We start from the raw sequence: 22,657 nt of genomic DNA, 5'->3' as shown, positions 1-22,657 counted from the left end.
ATGAAGTTTAAGGATTACAAAATAGCTCCTGAAATTAAGGAAAGGTTAGAGGCTTTAGGATGGAATCGTCCTACAGACATACAATTTAAAGCCATTAAACCGATTTTGGATGGAGAAGATGTGTTGGCCATTGCGCAAACGGGTACCGGTAAAACGGCAAGTTTTGTAATTCCAACTTTGGAGTTGATACTGCAAAACAAACAGAGTAAATACGCCAAAAAAACTGTACATACTTTGGTTATGGTTCCAACCCGTGAGTTGGCCAAGCAAATTGAAGAAGTGTATAAAGATGTGGCCAGACACATTAAGGTGAAAGTGGCTGCGATTTACGGTGGTGTAGAACAAGATCAGCAAATTGCACAGTTGAACAATGGAGTAGATGTAGTGATTTCTACGCCAGGACGTATGTTTGATTTAATCGCTCAAAAACACTTGGATATTTCTGGACTTAAAGTATTGGTCTTGGATGAAGCCGATCACATGTTGGACCTTGGTTTTATCAAGGATATCAAAGATGTGATGCGTCACATTCCTAAGAAACGTCAGACTTTGTTCTTTTCTGCAACGATTAATAAAAAGATCAAAGAATTGGCCTACGACTTAGTGCGTAATGCCATTCGTATACAAATCTCTCCAAAGAATCCTGTAGCCAAGAATATAGAGCACAGTGTAGCCTTTGTAGAGATGGACGACAAACGCTTTTTCTTGGAAAATTTAATCAAAGAAAATGAAGAGCAAAAGTTAATCGTTTTTGTACGTACCAAGGTGAGAGCCGAGCGTGTGAAAAAAGCGATGGAACGTGTGGCTATTGAAGCAGAGACGATTCACGGTGATGTTGAACAAAAAGATAGATTTTCCATTCTTTCTAAATTCAAATCTGGAGAATGTAAGGTGTTGATCACTACAGATGTTGCTGCGCGAGGAATAGATATTCCGGGTGTGGGTTATGTGGTGAATTATGATTTACCAGAAGAACCAGAAAACTATGTTCACCGTGTAGGTAGAACAGGACGTGGTAAAGAAAAGGGATGGGCCATCGCTTTTTGTAGTCCACAAGAAAAAGAATACCTAGAGGCTATAGAAGAATACACCGGTAATGAGATAGAGGTTTACGAAATCTCAAAAATGGAGTATAAATCGATAATAGATGACAGTGATGACGGTTCAGACGATTGGCAGAGTCTACTCAACAAAGCCAACGAAGAATTCGGCACAAAAGATAAATGGTAAAAGAAGAGAAGCAGATAATAAATCAATCTGCTTTTCTTATTTTTGGGCCTAATCAGAAAATCATTTCTTAATATTTTTGAGACAACTAAAATGAAGAAAGCATTATATATTTTCCTAGGAACTGTAATGATTGCAGGCTGTGCAACGAAAAAAGGTTTTGAAGCCATGCAAGCGTACAATTACTTCGAAGCAAAAGAGAAGTTAGAGAAAGTAGTTCAAAGAGATTCTACGCTAGCAAGTTTTGCTTTGGCTGCTTTGTATAGTAGGGGAGACAATCCTTTCACAGATTTAGATAAGGCCTACCTAATGGTGAATACGGCGATAAACGCTTATGTAGATTTAGAGCCCAAAACCATATTGGAGTACAAAGAGAACTATGATTATTCCATAGATTCTTTAAGAAGTTTAAGGGCAGACATTAACGAGAAATACTTCTTGAAAGTTCAAGAAGAAAATACCATAGCGCGTTACAATTACTACATCAATACGCATACAGAGAGCAAGTATGTAGATAGTGCGGTTTTTTTGCGCGATCAATTGGCATATATTATTGCTAAGGCGGATGACAGTAATAAGGGATATCAAGAGTTTTTAAGTAAATATCCTACCTCAGTATTTGCCGACGAAATTCAACGTGATTATTTCAGAACTCAGTTTTCAGAAAACACAAAAGAAGGTACAGTAGAGGCTTTCCATAAGTTTTCTTTGAGTTATCCCAACTCGCCGTATAGAAAGTATGCGCAAGATCAAGTGTACGAATTAAGTATTCCTAATCATTCTATAGAAGAATATGCGCAATTTGTAAGTAGGTATTCTAATCACCCAAGGGTAAATGAAGCTTGGATGAAGTTGTATAAACTTTCTACCGTAGATTATTCCAAAACAAGTATAGAGAAGTTCAAAAAGAAATACCCTGCCTTTCCTTTTGGAGATAAGGTAGAAAAGGAGTTGGCTTTGGTAGAGGAAGATTTATTGCCGATACAAATAGATGGGAAGTATGGTTACATGGATTCTAAAGGAAGCTTAGTGGTGGAAGCGCAGTTTTTATCTGCAGGTTTCTTTAAAGAAGGTATGGCCATAGTAGAAAAGGATGGATTATACGGTTATATTGATAAAACCGGAGTGCAAGTGGCCGACTATGTTTTTGACGATGCTTATGACTTTGTGAACGGTAGAGCAGTGGTTGAAATGAACGGTAAAATGGGAATGATAGACAGAACAGGAGAGATGGTAATTCCTACCATTTTTGAAGATTTAGGTCCGTTTATGGAAGGTATGTGTTACGGTAAGAAAGAAGGTCAACTCTACGGTTACTACGATGCCTTTGGAAGTACTTTGTTAGATCCTATTTACCAAGAAGCATATTCCTTCAATGATGGCGTTGCAAAAGTTACAGAAAATGGTAAAGTAGGCTACATATACAAGGATGGTACTTATTATTTACAACCGAGATATGAAGATTTAATTTGGCTTTCTGATGAGGTGTTGAAGGCGAAAAAATATGGGTATCAAAAACTGGTTGATGTGAACTACGATGAGGTTATCTTAGAACCTTTGGACGAAATAGGAGTGTTGTCAAGTAATCGTATTTTATTCATGAAAAATGGTAAAATAGGTTATGTAGACGCACGTGGAAATATGATTATTGATGCACAAACCTTTGACGTATTCGATAATGCACAGGAATTGGCTGAGTTTAGAAATAACTATGCTCGTATCAATCAGGCCGGAAAATACGGAATGATAGATTCATTGGGGAAAGTAGTGATACCAGCTGTGTTTAGTTACATAGGAGATTATGGAAAGCTAATAGCGATAACCAAAGGAAATGGATGGGGCTATACCAACTTAACAACACGTTTGATTATTCCTTACCAATACGAATATGCCGAGAGCTTTAGATCGGGCATAGGTATTGTGCAACAAAATAGTAAATACGGTGCTATCAACGAGATGGGCGAGTTTGTTATTCCTGCAGAATACATGGATATCCGCTATTTAACAGATGAATTGTTGGTGGTTAACCAAAACAATAGAATGGGAATCATTAACGTTAAAGGAGAGGTAGTTGTTCCGCCGATTTATCATAGAATTAAACAACAAGATGAGGATTTGTTTATCCTTTACGCAGGAGAAACTTTTAGTTATTATCAAATCAGTACAAATCGTTTTATTTCAATTCAATAAGTGTATAAGTTTACAGCCTTCATAGAGAAACATAAATATGGTATACTCGCAACTTTGGGAGTACACGTAGCCCTGTTTTTTTATTTTCAAATCGCAACCTATGAAGAGAAAGTAGATTACGAGAAATGGAATTTTGAAGGTCGATACGATGAGAAGGACGATATAGAAATTACCCCCGATCAAATTGAAACTCCAGCCGAACAAGAACTTTACGAAATGACAAAGGACGTAAAGAACATGGTTCAAAATGTAGATGATACCCGAGAAAAAGTAGAGCAACCAGAAAATTATACTTCGTCCGTAACAGATCCTTCTCAAAATGCCTATGATGTAGAAGAGGCGATGAAACAAGAGATTGCCGGACAAAAAGAGGGAAGTAAACCTACTGAAAGCAATATGGATGTTACGGAGAATGAAAGTAAACCCAAGCCTCAACCGCAAACCAAAACGAAGACGCAAAATCAGGCCTCTAGCTCTACGGGTATAAAAGCGGAGACTATGGTGAGCTTTCAATTGTCTAAAAGAACGCCGCTGAACAACAACGATTGGTATGTAAGAAATCCCGGTTATACCTGTGGAAATGTAGATGGAGTAGTGGTTGTGGATATAAAAGTTGGACAAAATGGTAAGGTGATTTCTGCCAAATACGACCCGAAAAGAAGTTCTAATGCAAGTCCTTGTATGATAGCCAAAGCAGAAGAATATGCGTTAATTTCTCGTTTCAATTATGCCGAAAGTGCTCCAAGGAGCCAAAATGGTTACATTAAATACACCTTTATCTATCAATAATGGCACTCAAAGATTTTGTGAGAAGTAATACTCCTCAGTTCTTATTAAATGCATTCCGCAAATACAAAAAAAAGAAGGTGAATGCAGCCCTAGAGCAACAAAAGCAAAAGGGGGATGTACTTACAACGGCAGATCTAATTCAAACTTTTAAGGCCATAGGCATAGTAGAGGGTGATAACCTTTTGGTACATTCTAGTTTGTCTAAAATAGGTTTTGTTGAAGGTGGACCTCAAGCGGTAGTAGATGCTTTGTTACAAAGTGTTGGCGAAAATGGAAATTTATTGATGCCGAATTCTCCCAATGCATCACTTCAATTGGATTACATCAGAAATTTAAAGTGTTTTGACGTAGTGAATGATAAAAGTGCGCTGGGGGCAATCACTGAATATTTTAGAAATTTACCCCAGGCCATTCGAAGCTTACATCCTACAGAACCTGTGAGTTGTATAGGTAAAGATGCCGAGTATTTTACCAAAGATCATCAATTGGATAATACGCCTTATGCCCAAAATTCACCCTGGTATAAGTTGGCAAAAAGGGGAGGGAAAATTCTCTACATAGGCGTTAGTTTAGACAATGCAGGTACAAGTTTACACTGTATGGAAGATGCGGTGGCAGATTTTAAATATCCCGTTTACTTTAAAGAAGAATTTACAGTTGATTTAAAAGATGTGAACGGTAACCTAAGCACTATTACAACAAAGGTGCATAACCCAGAATTTTCGGCTTTGAGAAAATGTGATGAATTGCTGCCTTTATTTATAGAGAAAGGTGTGGCCAAGGAGGTACGCGTTGGGAAAGCAAAGACCTACTTGTTTGATGCTGAAAAAATGCTCGAACACATGATTTATTACTACGAGAAGGAAGGGATAACAATGTATACACCGAAGGGTGAAAGTTTAGGAAACTAGGGGCAGACGAAAATAAAACTCTGTTCCCTCATCCAATTGGGAGGAAACTCCAATTTTACCTCCGTGTTCTTCGATAATTTTTTTGCAAAAAGCTAATCCAAAGCCTGTGCGCTGTGCACTTTCCTTATCTCCACTTTTGAAGAGGTTAAATACCGTATGTATTTTGTGTTCTGCTATACCAATTCCATTATCCTTAATTTTTATCACGCAATGTTTGTCTTCAATTTCTTGGTGTATCTTAACCTGTAATAATCTATCTTTTGACTGATAGGTAATTGCATTAATTAATAAATGTTCTAGAACTAAAGAAATATCTGATTTATAACCATATAATTTTAAGTTATGTATCTCCGAAGTATCAATTTTTTCATGACAATTTATCTTTGATGCTACCTCCGCAACAAGTGTTTTAAGATCAAAAGATTCTTTGGTATGCTTAACTCTACTGCCCGTGTAAACAAGAAGGTCAGACAAGAGTTTGTTGGCTTTACTTATACGTAAGTTTAAGTGATCAATGATTTTTTCGTTGAATATAATTTCACCCTTCTTTTTCTTCTTTTGGTACCGATTGAGTAGGGATTGAAACATACTTATAGGCTCCTGAATATCATGAGAAATGGCATAAGTAAGTTGCTCCAATTCGTGTTTTCTTTGGGCTAGGCTTTCATAACTTTTTTTCAGGGCTTTAGACTTTGCGGTAAGATCACGTATAAGTGGACCAAAAACAAAATAGAATTCTAAGAAAAGTAGGAGTAGTGATAATCCAAAGAGCAAGAATTCCACCTGTCTGATGTTGCTCAATTTTTCATCTGCTTTGTGCTGATACTCCAACACCAAGTCATCCATGGTTGTTAAAAAGTACTGCATAGATGAGTTTAATTGTTCTATGTTAGCTCTTGTAGGAAAACTTTTTAATAAGGGTTCTTGCGTTTCAATAAGGTGACTGAGATTTTGTAAAGTGCTAAAATCATCCTCTTTATTATCTAAGGAATGTTCGAGTAACTCTTCATTTTTCAATTTCCACTCCCTATACAAATCCATAAGGTCTGCTGGAGGGGTACCACTGATATACCACAGCTCGTATTCATGTAAAATCTTTTGACTGTACATACGTTGTTTCCCCGCTGTATTAATCAAAACTGCATCTTGGTTCTTTAAGTTTAAACAATACTGTATGTAGCCTTGATTAAAAGCGAGTACAAGTACAGCAAGTACGATGGCCAATATGTATTTCTTTTGGTGCATGCTTTGATTTACTTAGGTGTGAATCGGTAAAGTAAAGTTGTATGAAGTACCCTGCTCACCATCAGATTCAACCTTAAAGTCGCCTTGATAGTCGTTAATTATCTTTTTTAGAAGTGAAAAATGAAAAGCATTTACAGCTTGTTTTTCTGGGTTATACTCCAAAGTAGAACTAAGCTTAAAAAGTTTAGCTAAGTTTTCAGGACGTATTCCTTTTCCATTGTCTTTCACATAAATATGAACAAAGCCTTCTTTTATTTCATGATGAATAGAAATTTTAAGCGCCTCATTTTCTTTTTGGTTTTCCTTACAGATTTTGAATAGGAATTTGGCGAACAATAATAGGTCTTGGTTTTCGCACTTCACCCTTAATTCTGAAGGTAAATCTATTAAAGTGTTTTCTTGTAAATTAAAGTAATCAGCTATTTGATGAAAAGGCTTAGATAAATTAGTAGAAACATCCGCCTCTTGCACGCTAGATTGAAAGTACAAGTTCAAAGTGTTTAAGGCATGTTTAATTTCGTAGAGATTATCATCAATGAGCTCCTGTGCTTCTTGGTCAACATTTTCTAAATTGGGCAGCAATTGTTCAAGGTTACTTAAGTGCTCTTTTATACCAAAGGTTTGAACGTAGATGTTTTCACCTAAATTACTTTGCTGTGATTTTAAGTCGTCTATGGTTGACTGCTTTTTCAAGTTTTCTTCCGAAAGTTCTTGGTTTGTTCTAAAAATACCGGCATAAAAGAGGTAGCCAATTACTAGAAAGATTGCGATGTTAAAACTTAGTTGCCAATTTTGAATGGATGTAATATCATCTACCTCCTCTTCTTCAAAGTGGGCGATGATCATATCTAACTTGTCTTGTATGCCATTAATGGTATTGGCAAATAGGTAGGGAGTTAAATTATTTTGCTCTTTTTCATTTAAAACCAATAGTTGCTGAATACTCGTGTCTAGTATCGCTTTAAACGTTAAATATTCTTGACAGGTATTCTTTTGCATGAAGGTATCATTCCTGCGCTGTAGCTCAAGAATATTGCTTTTAAGGTTGATTTTTACTCCACCAGAATACAGCGGGTGGTAATACTCTGAAAGAATACTTTCACTCAGCAATTTTTGGTCGTGAGCCTGTTTTGTCCATGTACTGAACTTGTTGTGTATTTGATTCTGATTTGAGGTGAACTCCGCATTCGAGTAGATGACCAAAAACAGTATAAATACATAAATGATGTAGTTTTTATAACGCATTGAGAACCTAATATGTAATGAAGATAGATATAGATATAGGCATTCAACTTTTAATTCGATGAATAGACGTATCTAATCTGTTGAAAACACCTTAAAGCGTGTCGAATCGTTGGTGAAGTTAAAGGGAAGATACTAAGGAGGCTATGTTTATAAGTTTAGTGTATTTCCGGTTGGATGAAGCCGAGAAATTAAGAGCTTTATACCGTGATTAAGCGACTCAAATATTTCAGGAATAAATACGTAATAACATTCAGTATTTTCTTGGTGTACATCTTGTTTTTAGATGATGTGGATATCATTACCATTTTTCACCAAAAAGCTAAATTAAGCGAATTGAAAGAGGAGAGAGATGAAATGGAAATTCAATTGCAACAAACAAAAATGGTTTTGGATGAATTGAGTGATATTAACGCATTAGAAAAGTTTGCGCGCGAAAAAAAGATGTTCAAAAAAGAAGATGAAGACATCTTTGTAATTACCTACGAATAAAGGGATATACAATTAAAATTGTTGATCTATCAAGTAGATTAAAGCGGCCATACTTGCACATCCTAATTCCAACTCTCTTTTGTGTACATTCTCAAATACATCATCCGCTGTATGGTGAAAATCAAAGTAACGTTGAGAATCTGGTACAAATCCAAATAAGGCAATAGAAGGGTAGTTGTCTTTTAAGGGATTGATATCCACACCACCATAACCTTTTTCAAACTTATGTAACTCATAGGGTTTTAGCAGAGGTGCTAGTGTCTTTAACCAAGTAACATGCTCAGCTGTTCCAGCACAAGAAAAACCTCTAGGCGCAAAACCTCCTCTATCACTTTCAATGGCGGCAATTTGAACATCCCCACGTTCTAAGGTCCAGTCGGCATAGGTTTTTCCACCCATGTTTCCATTTTCTTCATTCATAAAGAAAACACATCTTAGGGTATGTTTGGGTGTATAGTTAGCTGCTTTTAATAAGCGCAAAGCTTCCATAGAGTGAACAATACCAGCTCCGTCGTCGTGTGCTCCTTCACCTACATCCCAACTGTCTAAATGTCCCCCAAAGGTGATGATTTCATTCTTTTTTTCACTTCCCCATAGCTCGGCTATTACGTTGTATGATTTTCGATTGGGAAGTGTTCTGCAGTTTAATTGAAGAGAAAGCGTGAGTTTTTCTTCCTGTATTCTTTCGGCAAGTAAATTGGCTGAATTTGTAGAAAGAGCAGCTGCTGGAATTTTTTCTACATCCTCATTGTACACCATAGACCCCGTGTGCGGATGATCATCCTGAGGGAGTCCTAAAGAACGAATGACTACTGCGTGAGCTCCTTTTTTAGCAGCTTCTATAGCTCCTAAACCGCGCATAGGCCAACACATGCCGTACGCATTAAAAGTGGTTATCTGCGTGGCATCCATAGCTTGGTTAATGAAAACAATCTTTCCTTCTACCTCTTTCTTTTTGGCTGCTTTTAAAGCTTCTAAATCTTTGAAGTATACAAGTTCATGATGCACGAGTCCTTGAGTAGGTACAGAACCACCCAAAGCTAAGATGTCCAGTTTAATAATTTCGCCCTTACTCGTTTCTACCCATGCTGCCTCTTTAGAACCTCTTTCCCAATGCGGGATTTCAATTTCTTGGAGGTAAACGGTATCGAAATCGTAAGACATCAGTTTATTCATTCCCCATTTAATGGCCATATCTGCCTCGGCTGAACCCGATAAGCGCGCGCCCACATCTTTACACAGACTTCTCAAATCTTCATAAGCTTTTCCTTCTGTTAAGGCGCTATTGAATAGTGATTTGATGAAAACGCTGTCTGTTTGCTGCGCTTGGACAATAGACAATGAAAAAAGGAGAACAAATAAACTGATGTACTTCATAATTATTTTATTAAGGTCATTTCATCAACAAGGTGACCAGCATTGGCGTAAGTATCCATGATCCATAAGACGTAACGAACGTCTACGGTAATGTTTCTACAACGAGAAGCATCAAACATGTAATCACTCATGGTGCTTTCCCAACTTCTGTCAAAGTTTAATCCGACTAAGTTTCCTTCAGCATCTAAAACTGGAGAACCTGAGTTACCACCTGTAGTGTGGTTAGACCCTGTAAAACATACCCATAACTCACCATCTTGTGCGTACTGACCGTAGTCTTTGGCTTCGTATAATTCTATCATACGTGGCAATACTTCAAAGTCAGGATTTCCTGTATTGTGTTTTTCTATCAAACCTTTAAGAGTAGTATGTGGTGTGTATTTTATTCCATCTGTAGGGTAGCTACCTTCTAATTTACCGTAAGTAACACGTAAAGTACTGTTGGCATCTGCCCAATGCTTATCGTCTGGGAACATTTCGTATTTACCCGCTACGTAAGTTTTCATCAATTCGTTCTTTTTCGTGCTGTAAATTCTTACATCGTTCAAGACCTTAGATCTGAAAGTGTTGTCTACATCATGGTACAATTGGAACATAGGGTCTTTCATGAATTTTTTAGCTGATTTCAAGCTTAATTTTTCAATGAACTTGATGTATTTTTCCTTGTTCGCAGTAATTGATTTTTCGTAAGCTTCTTCTGCAAATGAGTTCACATCCATGCCCTTTAAAATTTCAGGCATCATGCTTTCATCTAAATGCTTAATGTATTCAGCCGTTTGTAATTTGAAAATCTCTTTATCTATGTTGGCGTCGAAGTTTTTAAAATGACCTTCTGCTCCAGCGATTAAATCTGCTTTTAATTGAGCCAATTTCTCTGCATTTTGAAAGATTGCCGTATCTATAAGTTTTCCGTAAAGATTACGAGCTGTACGTATAGCTTCAGGACCGTAGTACATGTATTCTATGAACATCTCGTAAGCAAAATTGGCGTTGTTGTATTTGGTTGCCAAAGCATTTAAATCTTGAACAACTGTACCGTATTTTTCTTTCCAGTTTCTGTTTAAGTTGGCTTGTTCAGTGTAACGCTTTTCGTAGGCTAATTTTTTAGCTACGGCGTCGTTTCTCTTTAAACCATCAATTTGTCCTATCCATTTTTTCCAAGCGTTCGCAATTCTAGATTGCTTAGAGGCGTATTGTAAAGTGGTAGCTTCAGAAGCTTTCATAGCAGGCTTGATAACCGACAATGAGTGATCTCTCATTCTGATTTGAGCAGGTCTTTGTGTATCAATAATAAAAGCTAATTCGCTTGAGATTGTGTGTTGGTAAGTTCTTCCTGGAAAACCAAACACCATAGTAAAATCATTCTCTGCTCTATCCTTGATAGATACAGGAAGGTAGTGTAAAGGCTGGTAAGGCTTGTTGTTAGTACTGTATTCTGCAGGCTCGTTGTTTTCACCAGCGTAAATTCTAAATACAGAGAAATCTCCTGTATGACGTGGCCATACCCAGTTGTCTGTATCTCCTCCAAATTTACCTACTGTTGACGGTGGTGCACCTACCAAACGTACGTCTAAAAACTCCTCTTTTACCAAAAGGTAGTAACTATTACCGTAATCAAAAGGCTTGATTTCCGCTGTATAATGTGTTCCTTTTGTAGCCTCAGAAACTAGAAGTGCAATGTTAGTTCTAATTTTTAATGCCAAGTCGTTACCTGATAAATCTTCGGTACCAGCAAGGGTAGCTCGGGTAACATCTTCTATGCGAACCATACGCGTAGCTGTAAGTCCAGGATTGGCTAATTCGTCTTCCTTTGATTTGGCCCAGAAACCGTATTTTAAATAGTTGTTTTCTAAGGTAGAGTGGGCATTGATTTGTGAAAATCCACAGTGGTGATTGGTCAACATTAAACCTTGATCAGAAACGATCTCAGCTGTACAACCTCCTCCAAAATGCATAACGGCGTCTTTAATACTCGCGTTGTTGGCGTCATAGATATCTTCAGCACTTAATTTCATCCCCATGGCTTGCATGTCCGATTCAAAAGCTGAAAGTAGGGTAGGTATGATCATACCTTCTTCAGATCTACCGAAGAATCCGATACCTACACATAAAATCAAGAGTAATTTTTTCATGTAATTGTTATTATAGTTGTGCTTCATTTTTCCGCATGGTAAATATACCAAAGTGTCTAGGAAAAGCCTAAAAATTGCTTTGTAAATGGTTTAGAAATTGCATTTTTGTAGTGTGGATACATTGAATTTTATATTTCGTTTAGGGGTGGTGTTTGCCATCTTTGGTTTTATCTGGTGGATAATCAATGCAGGAATTAACTTGCTAAGAGGAGCAGCTCCGAAATCTCAAGTGGAGACCTATATTTTGAAACTCATTCGTTATTTCTTTTTGGTGGATGTGACCTTTATGTTTTGCATATACCAAGAAGATGGACTTATCAATTACCCGCGATTGGTGGTTGCAGGAGGAGTTTTGTTGATGTATTTCTTGGGGAAATATCAAAACGCAGAAGTAAGAAATGCCTTTGTTCAATTACAAGGAAGATTGATGAATAGAGGGGTAGGTGATACGTTTAACAAAAGAACTGAAGGAATAGTGATCTTGTTAGCCCTTGCTTTCTTTGTGCTGTTTGTAGTAGAACCTAGTTTGTCGCAAAACCCTGTAAGTAATTGGTTTTATGATAGCATTCTAAACATAGAAGATACACCTATTTTTGGTTTCATTTTTAAGGTGGTAGGATTCTTTTTCATGGTTTCAATAATATTGAAACTGGTTAATGGAATTCAAATGCTTTTAGGAGTACCCGCAAGAAATAATTCGGGGGGACCTCAAGGTTCTAACCACAATAGTTTGGGGAATAAAGGTGAGGATGAATTCGACGACTACGAAGAAGTTGAATAATTCGCAATAAAACTCAAAACCTGTGGAAGAACTAGTTGACTTCCATCATTAATAATTTCGAAAGGAGCAAAGGAGCGTTTTTCCGCATCGCTCATTTGGTTGGCTAAGCGCGCCTTAACCGCTTCTTCTGTAACCTTATCTCTGGCCATCGTTCGCTGAATTTTGATGTCCTCATCGGCGGTTACGAGAATAATATGGTCGAAGTTTTTATAGGCTCCTGTTTCGTATAAGATTGCTGCTTCATTGAATATCATGGGAGCCGAGCTATTCTTAGCTGCTTGGTCAAAGGCCGCGCGAACCGCCGGATGTACAATTTGATTAAGCGCTTCTATCTTTGACTTGTCTTTAAAAACGATGGCTGAAAGATGTGCCCTGTTAAGTTGGTTGTTTTCATAAGCTTGTTCACCAAACAAAGCAATGATTTGCTGTTTTAATTCTGAATTGTTTACCATTAAATCTTTGGCAACTTGATCTGAATTAAAAACAGGGTAGCCAAGGTGCTCGAAAATCTGAGAAACTATTGATTTTCCCGCGCCTATTCCACCTGTTATACCAACTTTTAAAGCTGTCATTTAGATTTCGTCTACTTCAACCATGGTGAAAGGAAGTTTGATAATGGCTTGGTAATCCTCACCAGCTTCTTCCATATCCTCGTCGTCTTCTTCGAAGTACCAATTAACCTTAATATCCGTTCCCTTACCGTTAATAGCTTCTAGGGCTTTTAATAAGTCTAATATACACTTGGAAGAAGAGGTGTTGAAATATTCTAATTTTATGTCAACCGTGGTGCTACCTTTAGGCTGCTCACCATAGTTTGCTATCCACTCATTAATTGGTTTGTAAAACTCTATAGAGTTTTCAGGAATGGATCTTCCTTTGATTTCCAAAACTCCAGTTTCTTTCGAAAAATGTATGCTAGGTGTTTTTTGTGTCCCTTCTATGATTAAATTTTCCATAATTCGAATTGTTTATAGTGTGTGTATAGTTATGTCTAAACAGAAAAAGCTTAGTTCTGAATTAAGCTTGTGAAAGTTAACGCGTAAAGGATTACCCGATTTTCTTCTCATATCAATAAACCCTAAACCTGCCGTTCCTTTTTCGCTTTGCGTAAGGGTGGCCAATTTACTTTGATAACTTTCTTTTATTTCAGTTTCACTTAAATTGTTAATCTCTTCAATTTTACGTTTTATCCTAGCTGTTTCACTAGCCTTCATAAAGTTACCCGTATGTACGTGATAATTGTCATCCTTGAAGGTAATGATGAAAATCATATTTCTATGCTTCTCGTTTATGCTCTTGGGATATTGCGTAGGATCAATTTGATGGTGATAGAGGTTTTGTAAACTCTCTATAACTATGTTACAGATGCGTTTGACTATGCGTTTGTTTTCTTTTCTGCTGTTAAGTAGATCTTCTGACTTTGTAATCAACTCTGAAATGACCTGAGGCGATATCTCTCCTTTGTAAGAAAAGAGAAGATAATCCCTTTCAGAATCTTCGTAGTAGTTAATTATATTGTCTATGTTCATCAAACGTGTTGTAGTCGTAGTGTCTATATACTCAAGTTGAGCAAATATAAAAATATCTTTTAGTAGACTTTCTTCTGATGCTTTTAATTTTTTACAGCTCGGAACTTTGATTATTTTTGGCCCCTGTAATTAAAAGTACCCATACATGTCAAAACCGTGGTTTGAGCAATGGTTCAACACAAAATACTACCATATTCTATACAAGAATAGGGATTTCGATGAAGCTGAATTATTTATAGACAATCTGTACAATTTCATGGGGTTAAGTAACGAACATGTTTGTGATTTAGCTTGTGGAAAAGGACGTCATTCTATCTATTTAAATAAGAAGGGGTTAGATGTGGTAGGGCTTGATTTAGCAGTCCAGAGTATAGCTCAAGCCAAAGTACATGAAAATGAAAAACTTCATTTTGATACCCATGATATGAGGGATGTGTATGAAGGAGCCAAATTTGATGTTGTATTCAATTTATTTACAAGTTTCGGCTACTTTGATGATCAATCCGATAATTTACAGGTGCTAAAATCTGTTCATCAGATGCTAAAACCAGGAGGAAGGCTTTTGATAGACTTTTTCAATGCAAAGCACGTGATTACCAATTTGGTAGAAGATGAAGTGAAAGAAGTGGATGGAATTTCTTTTCATATCGAAAGAAGTTTTAACGGAACACATATTTTAAAAAATATTCAATTTACAGCAGAAGAGAAGGAGTTTGATTTTACCGAAAGGGTGCAAGCTGTAAGTTATGATGATTTTAAACGACTACTTACCGAAGCTGGTTTTGAGGTGAAAGCCACTTTTGGAGATTTTAAGTTAAATGCCTTTGATGAAGAAAATTCTGAAAGGTTAATTATTGTAGCGAATAAACAAGATGGATCTAATTAATATATTATTCCTTATACTCTCTGTGTTTTTTGGAGGGTTTATTGTTGTTTTTTTAAAGAACAAAAGTCAGGATAAAACCATAAAGCTATTTCTTTCCTTTAGTGGAGGGTTTTTATTGTCTATCGCTTTTATCCATTTTATTCCAGAAATCTATTCAAAGCATGAGTTTGGGATAGGTTATTACATCTTGTTAGGTTTTCTTATTCAACTGTTTTTGGAGTATTTCTCAGGAGGTATAGAACATGGACATATACACGCCAAAGCGGGAGGTGCCATGCAATGGGGCTTGTTTATTTCTTTGAGTTTACACTCTTTTATAGAAGGTATTCCACTTACGGCTGAAGCCAGTGATACAGCAGAGTTTTTTCACCAAGGTCATGGTCATTACCACGGCGCACATACAGGTTTAAATACTTTATTAATGGGGATAGTTCTGCACAAGATTCCTGTAGCTATCGCTTTAATGACCTTACTCTTAAGTTCAGGTTTTAAGCAATCTAAAGCTTGGGTTGTGTTGGCAGCTTTCTCAATAATGGCGCCTTTAGGGATGTTGTTTGGAAATTATGGTTTTCCGGAGATAGGAATAGATTTGGATATTATCCTTGCCGTTGTTGTGGGTATGTTTTTACACATTTCAACAACCATCATCTTCGAATCTTCAGAAAACCACAAATTCAATTTTGTTAAACTAATTAGTTTAATTGCAGGGGTTCTGCTTTCTATTCTAGTGCATTAAGCCCATAGCAATCTTTGCTCTAATTATACGCTTGCAGGCTGTGTTGACTTGATTTCTAAAGTCTTCGTCTAAACTGTACAACCCTAATAATCGTTGGTGCGCCAAATCTGCGTCTAATGGCATTAATAAAATGTCACATCCAGCTTGAACGGCCAATACTTCAGCTTTGTCTACGTTTCTAACTCCTCCCATATTCATGGCGTCTGTTACGATCAAACCTTCAAAGTTTAAACTGTCTCTAAGAAGATCAGTTACTATCTTTTTAGAAGTTGTAGCTGGCATGTCATTGGTGTTGTAAGTAGGGTTGTTTTTCACAGCGATGTGCGCAACCATTATACTTAATACACTGTCAGCAATTAATCCTGGATAGTTGTGAAGTTCCTTAAGTTCTCCATCTATATAAACCAATTGTTTATGCGTATCTCCGGTAACGTAACCGTGCCCCGGGAAGTGTTTGGCTGTAGCAATGATGTTATTGCTTTGTGTTTGTTGGATAAATTCAGATGACCATGAAATAACGCTATCTGGTTCATGTCCAAAACTTCTCCAACCAACTGTTTTGTTGGGCGACATATCCACCACCGGAGCGAAATTGTAATTGATACCTATCTCTGTTAATTCATCAGAAATCTCTTGTGCACACTTGATAACTTCCGCCTTAGTTTGAAGTGTATTTGCTTTTTGTATGGTGGGTGTACCAGAAATTTTTCTGTTGATTAGAGAGGGTTCTGCATCGGCGCTGTATAAGAAAGGTAAATAGTTTAAACTGTCGTTGATGGCGTTTAAATCTTTGATCCAATTAGCAAATTGAACTTTACTACCGTTTAACATCAATACACCACCTATTTTTCCCTCTTGGGTAAGACGTTCTATTTTAGAATATTCTTGACCATAACGTCCCACAGCAGGCATGAGTAATTGTCCCACGCGTTCACCGTATGAAAGTTGGTTAAAGTGCATATCCACTAAACTGTCTAGCACTGCATTTTCCCCAAAAAAATCTCCTAACTTAAAGGTGAGTGGAGTAGTTTCTGTACTGAAGATGGTGTTTACAGGTATAAATTGTTCTCCTGGTTTTGTTCGCTGACCAAATGCAAATGCTGTGGCTGCAAGTGTAACCGCTGTTATTATCGTTTTCATGTTTAAAAAATATAATTCTTGTAAGCCTTAAAATTAGCGTCTCCTATCTTATGTATGTCGGTAAGTTTAAACATACTACTCACACCTTCTTGTTGAAGAACAAAACCGTAGCCCATCAAGGGACTTAAATTTTTACCTGCAGAAAGTTTACTGAGGGTTCCAAATTTTAAGTCATATACAAATAAGGTATCGTGCTTTTTTTCGGCAGCATAATAGCCCTTGGTTAAAAAAGCTATTTTCTCAATTTGTTTTGGACTTAAATACCTGTCGAGTAAGTGATGATTTTTAGGTATGTATTCTTCCCAAACAAAAGAGCTATCCTTTATCAAATTCCTATAACCAATATCAAATCCTTTTTCTCCTTCTAACATGGCAGTCCAGTATAAGGAAGTCAAGGGCATGGGTTTTACTTCGTGTTGAATGAAATTCTCGTGTACAGGGTTATTTGCTACATCCCTATATAAGGACTCTTTTATCCCTAAAGTGATGATTAAATAGGTACAGGAAAGTACCAGACCTAAGTAATTTAATCGTCTACGTTTTTTGGAAGTTTTAGGTAAACATATGGCCCAAAGGCAAAGAATAAGGAAGGGGAGGGTATAAATGGGATCGATTACGAAAATAGAATTGAAAGCTATTCTATCCTGAAGTGGCCAAAAGAATTGGGTCCCCCATGTTGTAAATGCATCGAGCATGGGGTGGGTAACGGTACTTAAAAAAGCTAAACTAAAAAGTCTGACTTTCGTAATTTTTCTATTGAATATTTTAAGTAGTAGGGGAGTTGAAATCAAGGCGAGTAAAAGGGCAAATACAATGGAATGACTAAAACCTCTGTGGGCTAAGTCTTGGTCTATCACACCATCTATAACGTATTTGAGAAATACGTCCAGATCGGGAATGGTGCCAAAAATAGCACCTATTAAAGGTGCTTTTCTGCCGATTTGTTTTCCAGCAACGGCCTCACCAACCGCAGCGCCTAATACAATTTGACTTAAAGAATCCAAAAACTAGAAGTTATACGTTAATTCAACTTCTACATTATCCTTTAGCGTAATTGCTACAGGACAATTTTCTCCTGCATTTTTAATCTTAAGTTGTGTTTTATGATCCCAGTTATTTCCAGAAAAATCTAGGTCAATTACCAACTTTGAAATTCTTCTTGGACCGCTGCCCATAATCTTTGTAATTTCTGCCTCACCATGTTTAAATTCAATATCATGATTGTTACAGAATATACCTATTATAGTAAGCATACAAGAAGCGTATGAAGTTGCTGCTAAATCTGTAGGTGAAAACGTGCTTCCCTTACCGTTGTTATCCACTGGTGCATCGGTAATAATTTCTGTACCCGATTTCACATGTGTGCATTTCGTTCTTAGGTCACCTAAATAACTTACTCTAGAAGTTGTCATAGTTTATACTTTTATTATGCTTAATTTTGTGGTTTATTACGAAGAGGTAAAGATATTATTTTGAACGGATAGCCCTTTTACTTTTGAGGTAAAAGCGAGAATTATCCATAAAGTAACAAAAGATAGATGACGGAAGTATTGGCCGAAGACGGAGAAAAAGTACGTATTAAAAAACCGAAATGGTTACGTGTTAAATTACCGACTGGAGAAAACTACAGAAAAGTTAGATCACTTGTAGATGAGCACAAGTTACACACTATATGTGAAAGTGGAAGTTGTCCGAACATGGGAGAATGTTGGGGAGAAGGAACGGCTACTTTTATGATTTTAGGGAATATCTGTACACGTTCTTGTGGTTTCTGTGCAGTGCAAACAGGTAGACCTGATGCTGTGGATGAATTTGAACCAGGAAGAGTGGCAAACTCTGTTAAGTTGATGGGAGTTAAACACGCCGTATTGACTTCTGTAGATAGAGATGATTTGGCAGATGGAGGAGCAAACATTTGGGCACAAACCGTTAGAGCAATCCGTCACCAATCTCCAGGTACTACCTTAGAAACTCTAATTCCTGACTTTGCGGGTAAATGGGAGAACTTAAAAATCGTAACAGATGTAGCCCCTGAAATCGTTTCACACAATTTAGAAACGGTAAGACGTTTAACCAAACAAGTTAGAATTCAAGCCAAATACGATAGAAGTTTAGAAGTTTTGTTCCGCTTAAAGAAAGCAGGAATGAGAACGAAGTCGGGGGTGATGTTAGGTTTGGGAGAAACTGATGAAGAAGTAATTGAAACCATGCAAGATTTAAGAAGCGTTGGTTGTGACATACTTACATTAGGGCAATACCTACAACCTACACCAAAGCATTTGCCAGTGGCTGAGTTTGTTACCCCAGAACGTTTCCAAAAATACTTTGATTTGGGAATGGAAATGGGATTCAGGTATGTAGAGAGTGGACCTCTTGTTCGTTCTTCTTACCACGCCGAAAAACACATTTTTGATTTAGACGAAAAATAGACATGTAAAGTATTGAACAATCTTTAAGGGATTGTTGTTTTTATTGGAGAAGTGATTCTTTAATTTTACATGATGATGCGGTCAAGTTATCCGAAAATTTAATTTCTGTTAAATTAATTATTTGTAACTTGGCGCTTGCTTTAACTATTAATAAAGGAAATAAATAACTTATGAAGCGTAACAAATTGTTATTAGGAACCTTGTCTGTGGCTGCAATTGCTTCAGCTGCAATGGTTTGGTATCCTTCATCTTCGGAGGAGAGTCAATATACCCCGAAGAGTTTACAGTCGTTCGAGTCTTACTCTGCTTTGTCTGAAAGACAAGAGTGGTTCCAAGCTCGATTGATAGACCATCAAACAGGAGAAGTAGCTACTCCTGAAAAAATAGGCCAAATTATGGAGCAGTATAAATATGCTGCAAAATCGAATGTAATTAAATGGCAAGAAGAGGGTCCTGCAAACATTGGGGGTAGAACAAGAGCTATCTTAATTGACCACCAAGATGAAAATAACGTTTGGGCAGGTTCAGTTTCTGGAGGTTTATGGTATTCACCTTGGAAGGCGAACTACTGGACAAGAGTTCAAAACTTCCCTGGAACGAATTTTATTTCTTCTATGGCACAAGACCAGTCTGGTAATATTTACGTAGCAACTGGTTTAGGAAGTGCATACAGTGAAGATTTACAAGGATTAGGAAACGGTTTATGGATGTCTCCAGATAAAGGAGCAACATGGAGTTTAGTACCTGGAACTGATAGTTACAATGTAATTATTGAAGTTGTTGGTTGTGCAAATTCAAACACAATTTATTTTACTACTCAAACAGGATTAAGAAAATACACTTCAGGAGCTACTCAAACAGAGTCAGTAGACTTAGGAACACCAGGTTCAATTTCTGCATTGAAAATGTCTAATGACGGTATGGTTATAGTTGCAGCTGTGGGAACAAGAACTCATGTTTCTACGGATGGAGGTTCAACTTGGGAGAATAGAGCTGGTAACGGAACAGGAGAAATAATTCAATCTTTTGGTAGAGTTGAATATGCAATTTCTCATGAAAGAGTAAATGGAAAGTACAAAGTTTACGCTGCACTTACTTACCCTGCAGGAGGTTCACCAACTTCAGGAACTAATGCCGGACAATGGTTATCTGTGGATAATGGAATTACATGGGAGCAACACACTCCTCCAACAGCTGCAGATCCATTAAATATTTACAGCAACCAAGGAGTTTACAACTCAACAGCTTCATTTGATCCAACTGACGCGGACAGAGTAATTATCGGTGGAATCGATTTATGGGAATGGCAACAACAAGTAGCTTCACCAGCCGCAGGTTCTTGGGATAAAATTTCTGAATGGTTTAGAAGTCCTCAAGATCCTTTATATGTTCACGCGGACAACCACGAATTAAAGTGGAGTAATTCAAATACACTTTACGTTGGTAACGACGGTGGTGTTGGTAGATCTAGTGATTTAGGAACTACGTTTACACCTGCAAATAGAGGTTTTAATGCAACCCAGTTTTACGATATCGCTTACGGTTTAGATATGTCTGTAATCGGTGGAGCACAAGATAACGGTACATTATATAATGACCACACGAATGCAACTTACCAAGACTTTATCGAGTTTTCTGGAGGAGATGGTTTTGATTGTGCCATTTCATCTTTCAACCCTAATGTTGTATTCTCTTCTTTATACTACCAAGTAATCTATAGATCAGCAGATAGAGGAGAATCAGTTAGTCCAATGCCTTTAGGATTACCAGCTTCAATTTACGGAACAAATGGTTTAGGAGGAACAGGTACACACTACTTCTTCCATACTCAAATGGAATTGGCGGAATACTACGATGAAAATTCTGAGGATAGTGTTTTGTATGTACCGTTACAAAGTTACGCAGCAGGTGATGCGTTAAAAGTGCCTTCTGCCTCAACTGGTGATACAATTGATTACATTACTCCTATAGATTTAAGATATGATGATACTTTATACTACAATCCGTCTTTAACAGGACTTGATTATTTAGTCGAAGATTCAGCAGGAAATCAGTTTGACTTAGGTCAATACCCTTACACAGCAATTACAGGTTCTGGTTACCCACCAGCAGTTGGAGATTCAATTGTTATTGATTTACCAGCAGGAATGGATACAGTAATCGTAGAAGGTGTAACTGCATACGACCACTACTACGGAAGTAACTCGATTAACCCTTCTGAGATTTATGATATGGGAATGGATACTATCGCTATAGGTGTAGCATGGGATACATTAACTGTTCAGGATCCTTTCCAATCTTGGTTTGTTATTGCTACTACGAATAATGGTGGTGAATTATGGGGTACTAGAGATGCCTTAAGATTTGCAGAGCAAAACCCAAAATGGGTTAGAATTGCTGAGAACTTAGGTTCTGTTAGTGCTGGTTCTATCAACAGAGGTATGGATGTAGAATTCTCTGAAGATTTAAATCACATGTTTGTTGTAGCTGGTGGACAATTACACAGAATCGATGGTTTAGGTTCAGTTTACTCATCTGACGATGATTTCGAATTGAAATGTGATTTAGATGAAGGAGCAACTGCTACATCTGTGGTACAATTCTCAGGAGCAAACAGTTTAAGAGCTTTAGGTATTGATCACAAAAACCCAGATTTATTAGTTGTAACTCAAGCAGGAGTTAACAATGGTGTATTTAAATCTACAAATGGTACTTCTGCAACACCAACTTTAACTCAGGTTGGAACAGAAGCAATGCCAATTTACGATGTAGTTATTGAAAGAAATAACAGTCAGTTATTGGTAGCAGCAACATACAATGGAGCTATGGTTTCAGAAGATGGTGGTGCAACATGGTCTGTAGCAGCAGGTGGTAAAGACTTGTTTGAAGGAACACCAGCTTTCACTGTTGAGCAAAACTGGAGAGATGAGAACTACTTAGGAGGTAACCCAGGTTACGGAGAAATCTACATCGGAACATTTGGTAGAGGTATCTTCAAAACAACATCTACTGTTAATGTTGAAGAAACTACTTCTAACAATCCAATGAATGAAAAAGTTGAGAAGGAAGTATTAACGATTTATCCAAATCCTTCATCTGGATATGCTGCTGTAGTATTGAATGATGTTGAAGCTTCTAACGCAACGATTTACTTCTACAACCTTGCTGGAACTGTTGTGAAAACGGTTGATGCAAAAGGTTTAGTTAAAGGTAAAAACAAAGTTAACTTCGATGCAAGCAATTTACCGAACGGTACTTACATTATCAAAGTAGCTGGTCAATCAGCAACTGGTAAGTTTGTGAAGTTATAATACAATAATTTATTTCCTTAAAAGTCCGACGTGAAAGCGTCGGACTTTTTTGTTGCATGAAAGTTTGTTTCGGAGTAAGAGTTTGAGATTTTGTGGAGGTACAGAGGTGATGGTTGAATGAAAAATTAGACCTGATTAGTCGCATGTTTGCCAAAGGCTGATGTCCCTATTTTACTGAGGTTTGGAGCCTTTTTCTTAATAAACGTCTCGAGGTTTTTGTGATTTTCTTTAAGTTTTAGG

20 protein-coding genes are annotated in these 22,657 nt (G+C 37.2%); 10 read left to right on the top strand and 10 right to left on the bottom strand.

All coding sequences use genetic code 11. The features are described from left to right. The 4 genes from BM327_RS05070 to BM327_RS05055 all read left to right on the top strand — a co-directional run bounded on the left by BM327_RS05070 (nt 1) and on the right by BM327_RS05055 (nt 5,117). Nucleotides 1–1,230, top strand: coding sequence for a DEAD/DEAH box helicase (locus BM327_RS05070; RefSeq protein WP_090247100.1), 1,230 nt, complete (start codon nt 1–3; stop codon nt 1,228–1,230). A gap of 90 nt (nt 1,231–1,320) precedes the next feature. Next, nucleotides 1,321–3,417, top strand: a complete 2,097-nt coding sequence (locus tag BM327_RS05065; RefSeq protein ID WP_090247098.1) for a WG repeat-containing protein — start codon at nt 1,321–1,323, stop codon at nt 3,415–3,417. Continuing rightward, nucleotides 3,418–4,206, top strand: coding sequence for a hypothetical protein (locus BM327_RS05060; RefSeq protein ID WP_090247096.1), 789 nt, complete (start codon nt 3,418–3,420; stop codon nt 4,204–4,206). Beyond that, nucleotides 4,206–5,117 (top strand): AAC(3) family N-acetyltransferase, encoded by a 912-nt coding sequence (locus BM327_RS05055; protein ID WP_090247090.1) that lies wholly within the window; start codon nt 4,206–4,208, stop codon nt 5,115–5,117. Before BM327_RS05060 ends, BM327_RS05055 begins: the two co-directional genes overlap by 1 nt. On the opposite strand, the gene BM327_RS05050 is transcribed toward BM327_RS05055, so the two are convergent. Next, nucleotides 5,106–6,362, bottom strand: coding sequence for a sensor histidine kinase (locus tag BM327_RS05050; protein WP_090247088.1), 1,257 nt, complete (start codon nt 6,360–6,362; stop codon nt 5,106–5,108). The genes BM327_RS05055 and BM327_RS05050 overlap by 12 nt on opposite strands. A gap of 12 nt (nt 6,363–6,374) precedes the next feature. After that, complete coding sequence (locus tag BM327_RS05045; protein WP_090247085.1) at nt 6,375–7,607, bottom strand: ATP-binding protein; 1,233 nt, start codon at nt 7,605–7,607, stop codon at nt 6,375–6,377. 204 nt (nt 7,608–7,811) lie between these two features. Here BM327_RS05045 and BM327_RS05040 point away from each other — a divergent pair, with 204 nt between their 5' ends. Continuing rightward, complete coding sequence (locus BM327_RS05040) at nt 7,812–8,096, top strand: FtsB family cell division protein (protein ID WP_139230260.1); 285 nt, start codon at nt 7,812–7,814, stop codon at nt 8,094–8,096. Nucleotides 8,097–8,108: 12 nt separating this feature from the next. On the opposite strand, the gene BM327_RS05035 is transcribed toward BM327_RS05040, so the two are convergent. Together BM327_RS05035 and BM327_RS05030 are read right to left on the bottom strand one after the other, a co-directional pair. Then, nucleotides 8,109–9,473: a M20/M25/M40 family metallo-hydrolase gene (locus BM327_RS05035; protein ID WP_090247081.1), complete on the bottom strand. Its 1,365-nt coding sequence runs from the start codon at nt 9,471–9,473 to the stop codon at nt 8,109–8,111. A 2-nt stretch (nt 9,474–9,475) separates the two neighbouring features. Continuing rightward, a complete protein-coding gene (locus BM327_RS05030) occupies nt 9,476–11,605 on the bottom strand; it encodes a S46 family peptidase (RefSeq protein ID WP_090247615.1) in 2,130 nt (709 codons plus the stop codon). Between the two features lie 121 nt (nt 11,606–11,726). On the opposite strand from BM327_RS05030, the gene BM327_RS05025 reads away from it, so the two are divergent. Next, entirely contained in the window at nt 11,727–12,386 is a 660-nt protein-coding gene (locus tag BM327_RS05025; protein WP_170853672.1) for a hypothetical protein, read from the top strand. Here BM327_RS05025 and coaE read toward each other — a convergent pair. Genes coaE through BM327_RS05010 form a run of 3 tightly spaced genes read right to left on the bottom strand, consistent with a single transcriptional unit; the run spans nt 12,368 to nt 13,915 of the window. Beyond that, the gene (coaE, locus tag BM327_RS05020; RefSeq protein ID WP_090247075.1) at nt 12,368–12,958 is read right to left on the bottom strand and encodes a dephospho-CoA kinase; all 591 of its coding nucleotides are present in this window, start codon (nt 12,956–12,958) and stop codon (nt 12,368–12,370) included. The genes BM327_RS05025 and coaE overlap by 19 nt on opposite strands. After that, nucleotides 12,959–13,342, bottom strand: coding sequence for a DUF1987 domain-containing protein (locus tag BM327_RS05015; RefSeq protein ID WP_090247074.1), 384 nt, complete (start codon nt 13,340–13,342; stop codon nt 12,959–12,961). It abuts the gene before it with no gap. 12 nt (nt 13,343–13,354) lie between these two features. Then, nucleotides 13,355–13,915 (bottom strand): SiaB family protein kinase, encoded by a 561-nt coding sequence (locus BM327_RS05010; protein WP_090247071.1) that lies wholly within the window; start codon nt 13,913–13,915, stop codon nt 13,355–13,357. Between the two features lie 145 nt (nt 13,916–14,060). On the opposite strand from BM327_RS05010, the gene BM327_RS05005 reads away from it, so the two are divergent. Further along, entirely contained in the window at nt 14,061–14,801 is a 741-nt protein-coding gene (locus tag BM327_RS05005) for a class I SAM-dependent methyltransferase (protein WP_090247069.1), read from the top strand. After that, nucleotides 14,788–15,537 carry a ZIP family metal transporter gene (locus tag BM327_RS05000; RefSeq protein ID WP_090247067.1) on the top strand — a complete coding sequence of 250 codons (750 nt, stop codon included), beginning with the start codon at nt 14,788–14,790 and terminating at the stop codon, nt 15,535–15,537. The genes BM327_RS05005 and BM327_RS05000 overlap by 14 nt, the downstream gene beginning before the upstream one ends. On the opposite strand, the gene BM327_RS04995 is transcribed toward BM327_RS05000, so the two are convergent. From BM327_RS04995 to BM327_RS04985, 3 genes are read right to left on the bottom strand one after another with little or no spacing between them, the layout of a single operon-like run. Continuing rightward, nucleotides 15,526–16,677: a glycoside hydrolase family 3 N-terminal domain-containing protein gene (locus BM327_RS04995; protein ID WP_090247066.1), complete on the bottom strand. Its 1,152-nt coding sequence runs from the start codon at nt 16,675–16,677 to the stop codon at nt 15,526–15,528. The two genes, BM327_RS05000 and BM327_RS04995, sit on opposite strands and share 12 nt — an antisense overlap. A 2-nt stretch (nt 16,678–16,679) precedes the next feature. Next, complete coding sequence (locus tag BM327_RS04990) at nt 16,680–17,681, bottom strand: metal-dependent hydrolase (RefSeq protein ID WP_090247065.1); 1,002 nt, start codon at nt 17,679–17,681, stop codon at nt 16,680–16,682. Nucleotides 17,682–17,684: 3 nt separating this feature from the next. Next, on the bottom strand, nt 17,685–18,089 hold the full coding sequence (locus BM327_RS04985) for an OsmC family protein (RefSeq protein WP_090247064.1): 405 nt from the start codon (nt 18,087–18,089) through the stop codon (nt 17,685–17,687). 126 nt (nt 18,090–18,215) lie between these two features. Between BM327_RS04985 and lipA the strand changes: the two genes are divergently transcribed. After that, complete coding sequence (gene lipA / locus BM327_RS04980) at nt 18,216–19,106, top strand: lipoyl synthase (protein WP_090247063.1); 891 nt, start codon at nt 18,216–18,218, stop codon at nt 19,104–19,106. Nucleotides 19,107–19,276: 170 nt separating this feature from the next. Further along, on the top strand, nt 19,277–22,417 hold the full coding sequence (locus BM327_RS04975) for a T9SS type A sorting domain-containing protein (protein WP_090247062.1): 3,141 nt from the start codon (nt 19,277–19,279) through the stop codon (nt 22,415–22,417). The last annotated feature ends 240 nt before the right edge of the window (nt 22,418–22,657 follow it).

Origin of the sequence: Lishizhenia tianjinensis (genome assembly GCF_900116425.1) — a bacterium.
GTDB lineage: Bacteria > Bacteroidota > Bacteroidia > Flavobacteriales_D > Crocinitomicaceae > Lishizhenia > Lishizhenia tianjinensis.
This window is presented reverse-complemented; position numbering and strand designations above follow the sequence as displayed.

Bases quoted from the DNA above. Each gene is read 5' to 3' on its own strand.
- BM327_RS05070 (WP_090247100.1), top strand. From the start codon at position 1: ATGAAGTTTAAGGATTACAAAATAGCTCCTGAAATTAAGGAAAGGTTA.
- BM327_RS05065 (WP_090247098.1), top strand. From the start codon at position 1,321: ATGAAGAAAGCATTATATATTTTCCTAGGAACTGTAATGATTGCAGGC.
- BM327_RS05055 (WP_090247090.1), top strand. From the start codon at position 4,206: ATGGCACTCAAAGATTTTGTGAGAAGTAATACTCCTCAGTTCTTATTA.
- BM327_RS05050 (WP_090247088.1), bottom strand. From the start codon at position 6,362: ATGCACCAAAAGAAATACATATTGGCCATCGTACTTGCTGTACTTGTA.
- BM327_RS05045 (WP_090247085.1), bottom strand. From the start codon at position 7,607: ATGCGTTATAAAAACTACATCATTTATGTATTTATACTGTTTTTGGTC.
- BM327_RS05035 (WP_090247081.1), bottom strand. From the start codon at position 9,473: ATGAAGTACATCAGTTTATTTGTTCTCCTTTTTTCATTGTCTATTGTC.
- BM327_RS05030 (WP_090247615.1), bottom strand. From the start codon at position 11,605: ATGAAAAAATTACTCTTGATTTTATGTGTAGGTATCGGATTCTTCGGT.
- coaE (WP_090247075.1), bottom strand. From the start codon at position 12,958: ATGACAGCTTTAAAAGTTGGTATAACAGGTGGAATAGGCGCGGGAAAA.
- BM327_RS05015 (WP_090247074.1), bottom strand. From the start codon at position 13,342: ATGGAAAATTTAATCATAGAAGGGACACAAAAAACACCTAGCATACAT.
- BM327_RS05010 (WP_090247071.1), bottom strand. From the start codon at position 13,915: ATGAACATAGACAATATAATTAACTACTACGAAGATTCTGAAAGGGAT.
- BM327_RS05005 (WP_090247069.1), top strand. From the start codon at position 14,061: ATGTCAAAACCGTGGTTTGAGCAATGGTTCAACACAAAATACTACCAT.
- BM327_RS05000 (WP_090247067.1), top strand. From the start codon at position 14,788: ATGGATCTAATTAATATATTATTCCTTATACTCTCTGTGTTTTTTGGA.
- BM327_RS04995 (WP_090247066.1), bottom strand. From the start codon at position 16,677: ATGAAAACGATAATAACAGCGGTTACACTTGCAGCCACAGCATTTGCA.
- BM327_RS04985 (WP_090247064.1), bottom strand. From the start codon at position 18,089: ATGACAACTTCTAGAGTAAGTTATTTAGGTGACCTAAGAACGAAATGC.
- lipA (WP_090247063.1), top strand. From the start codon at position 18,216: ATGACGGAAGTATTGGCCGAAGACGGAGAAAAAGTACGTATTAAAAAA.
- BM327_RS04975 (WP_090247062.1), top strand. From the start codon at position 19,277: ATGAAGCGTAACAAATTGTTATTAGGAACCTTGTCTGTGGCTGCAATT.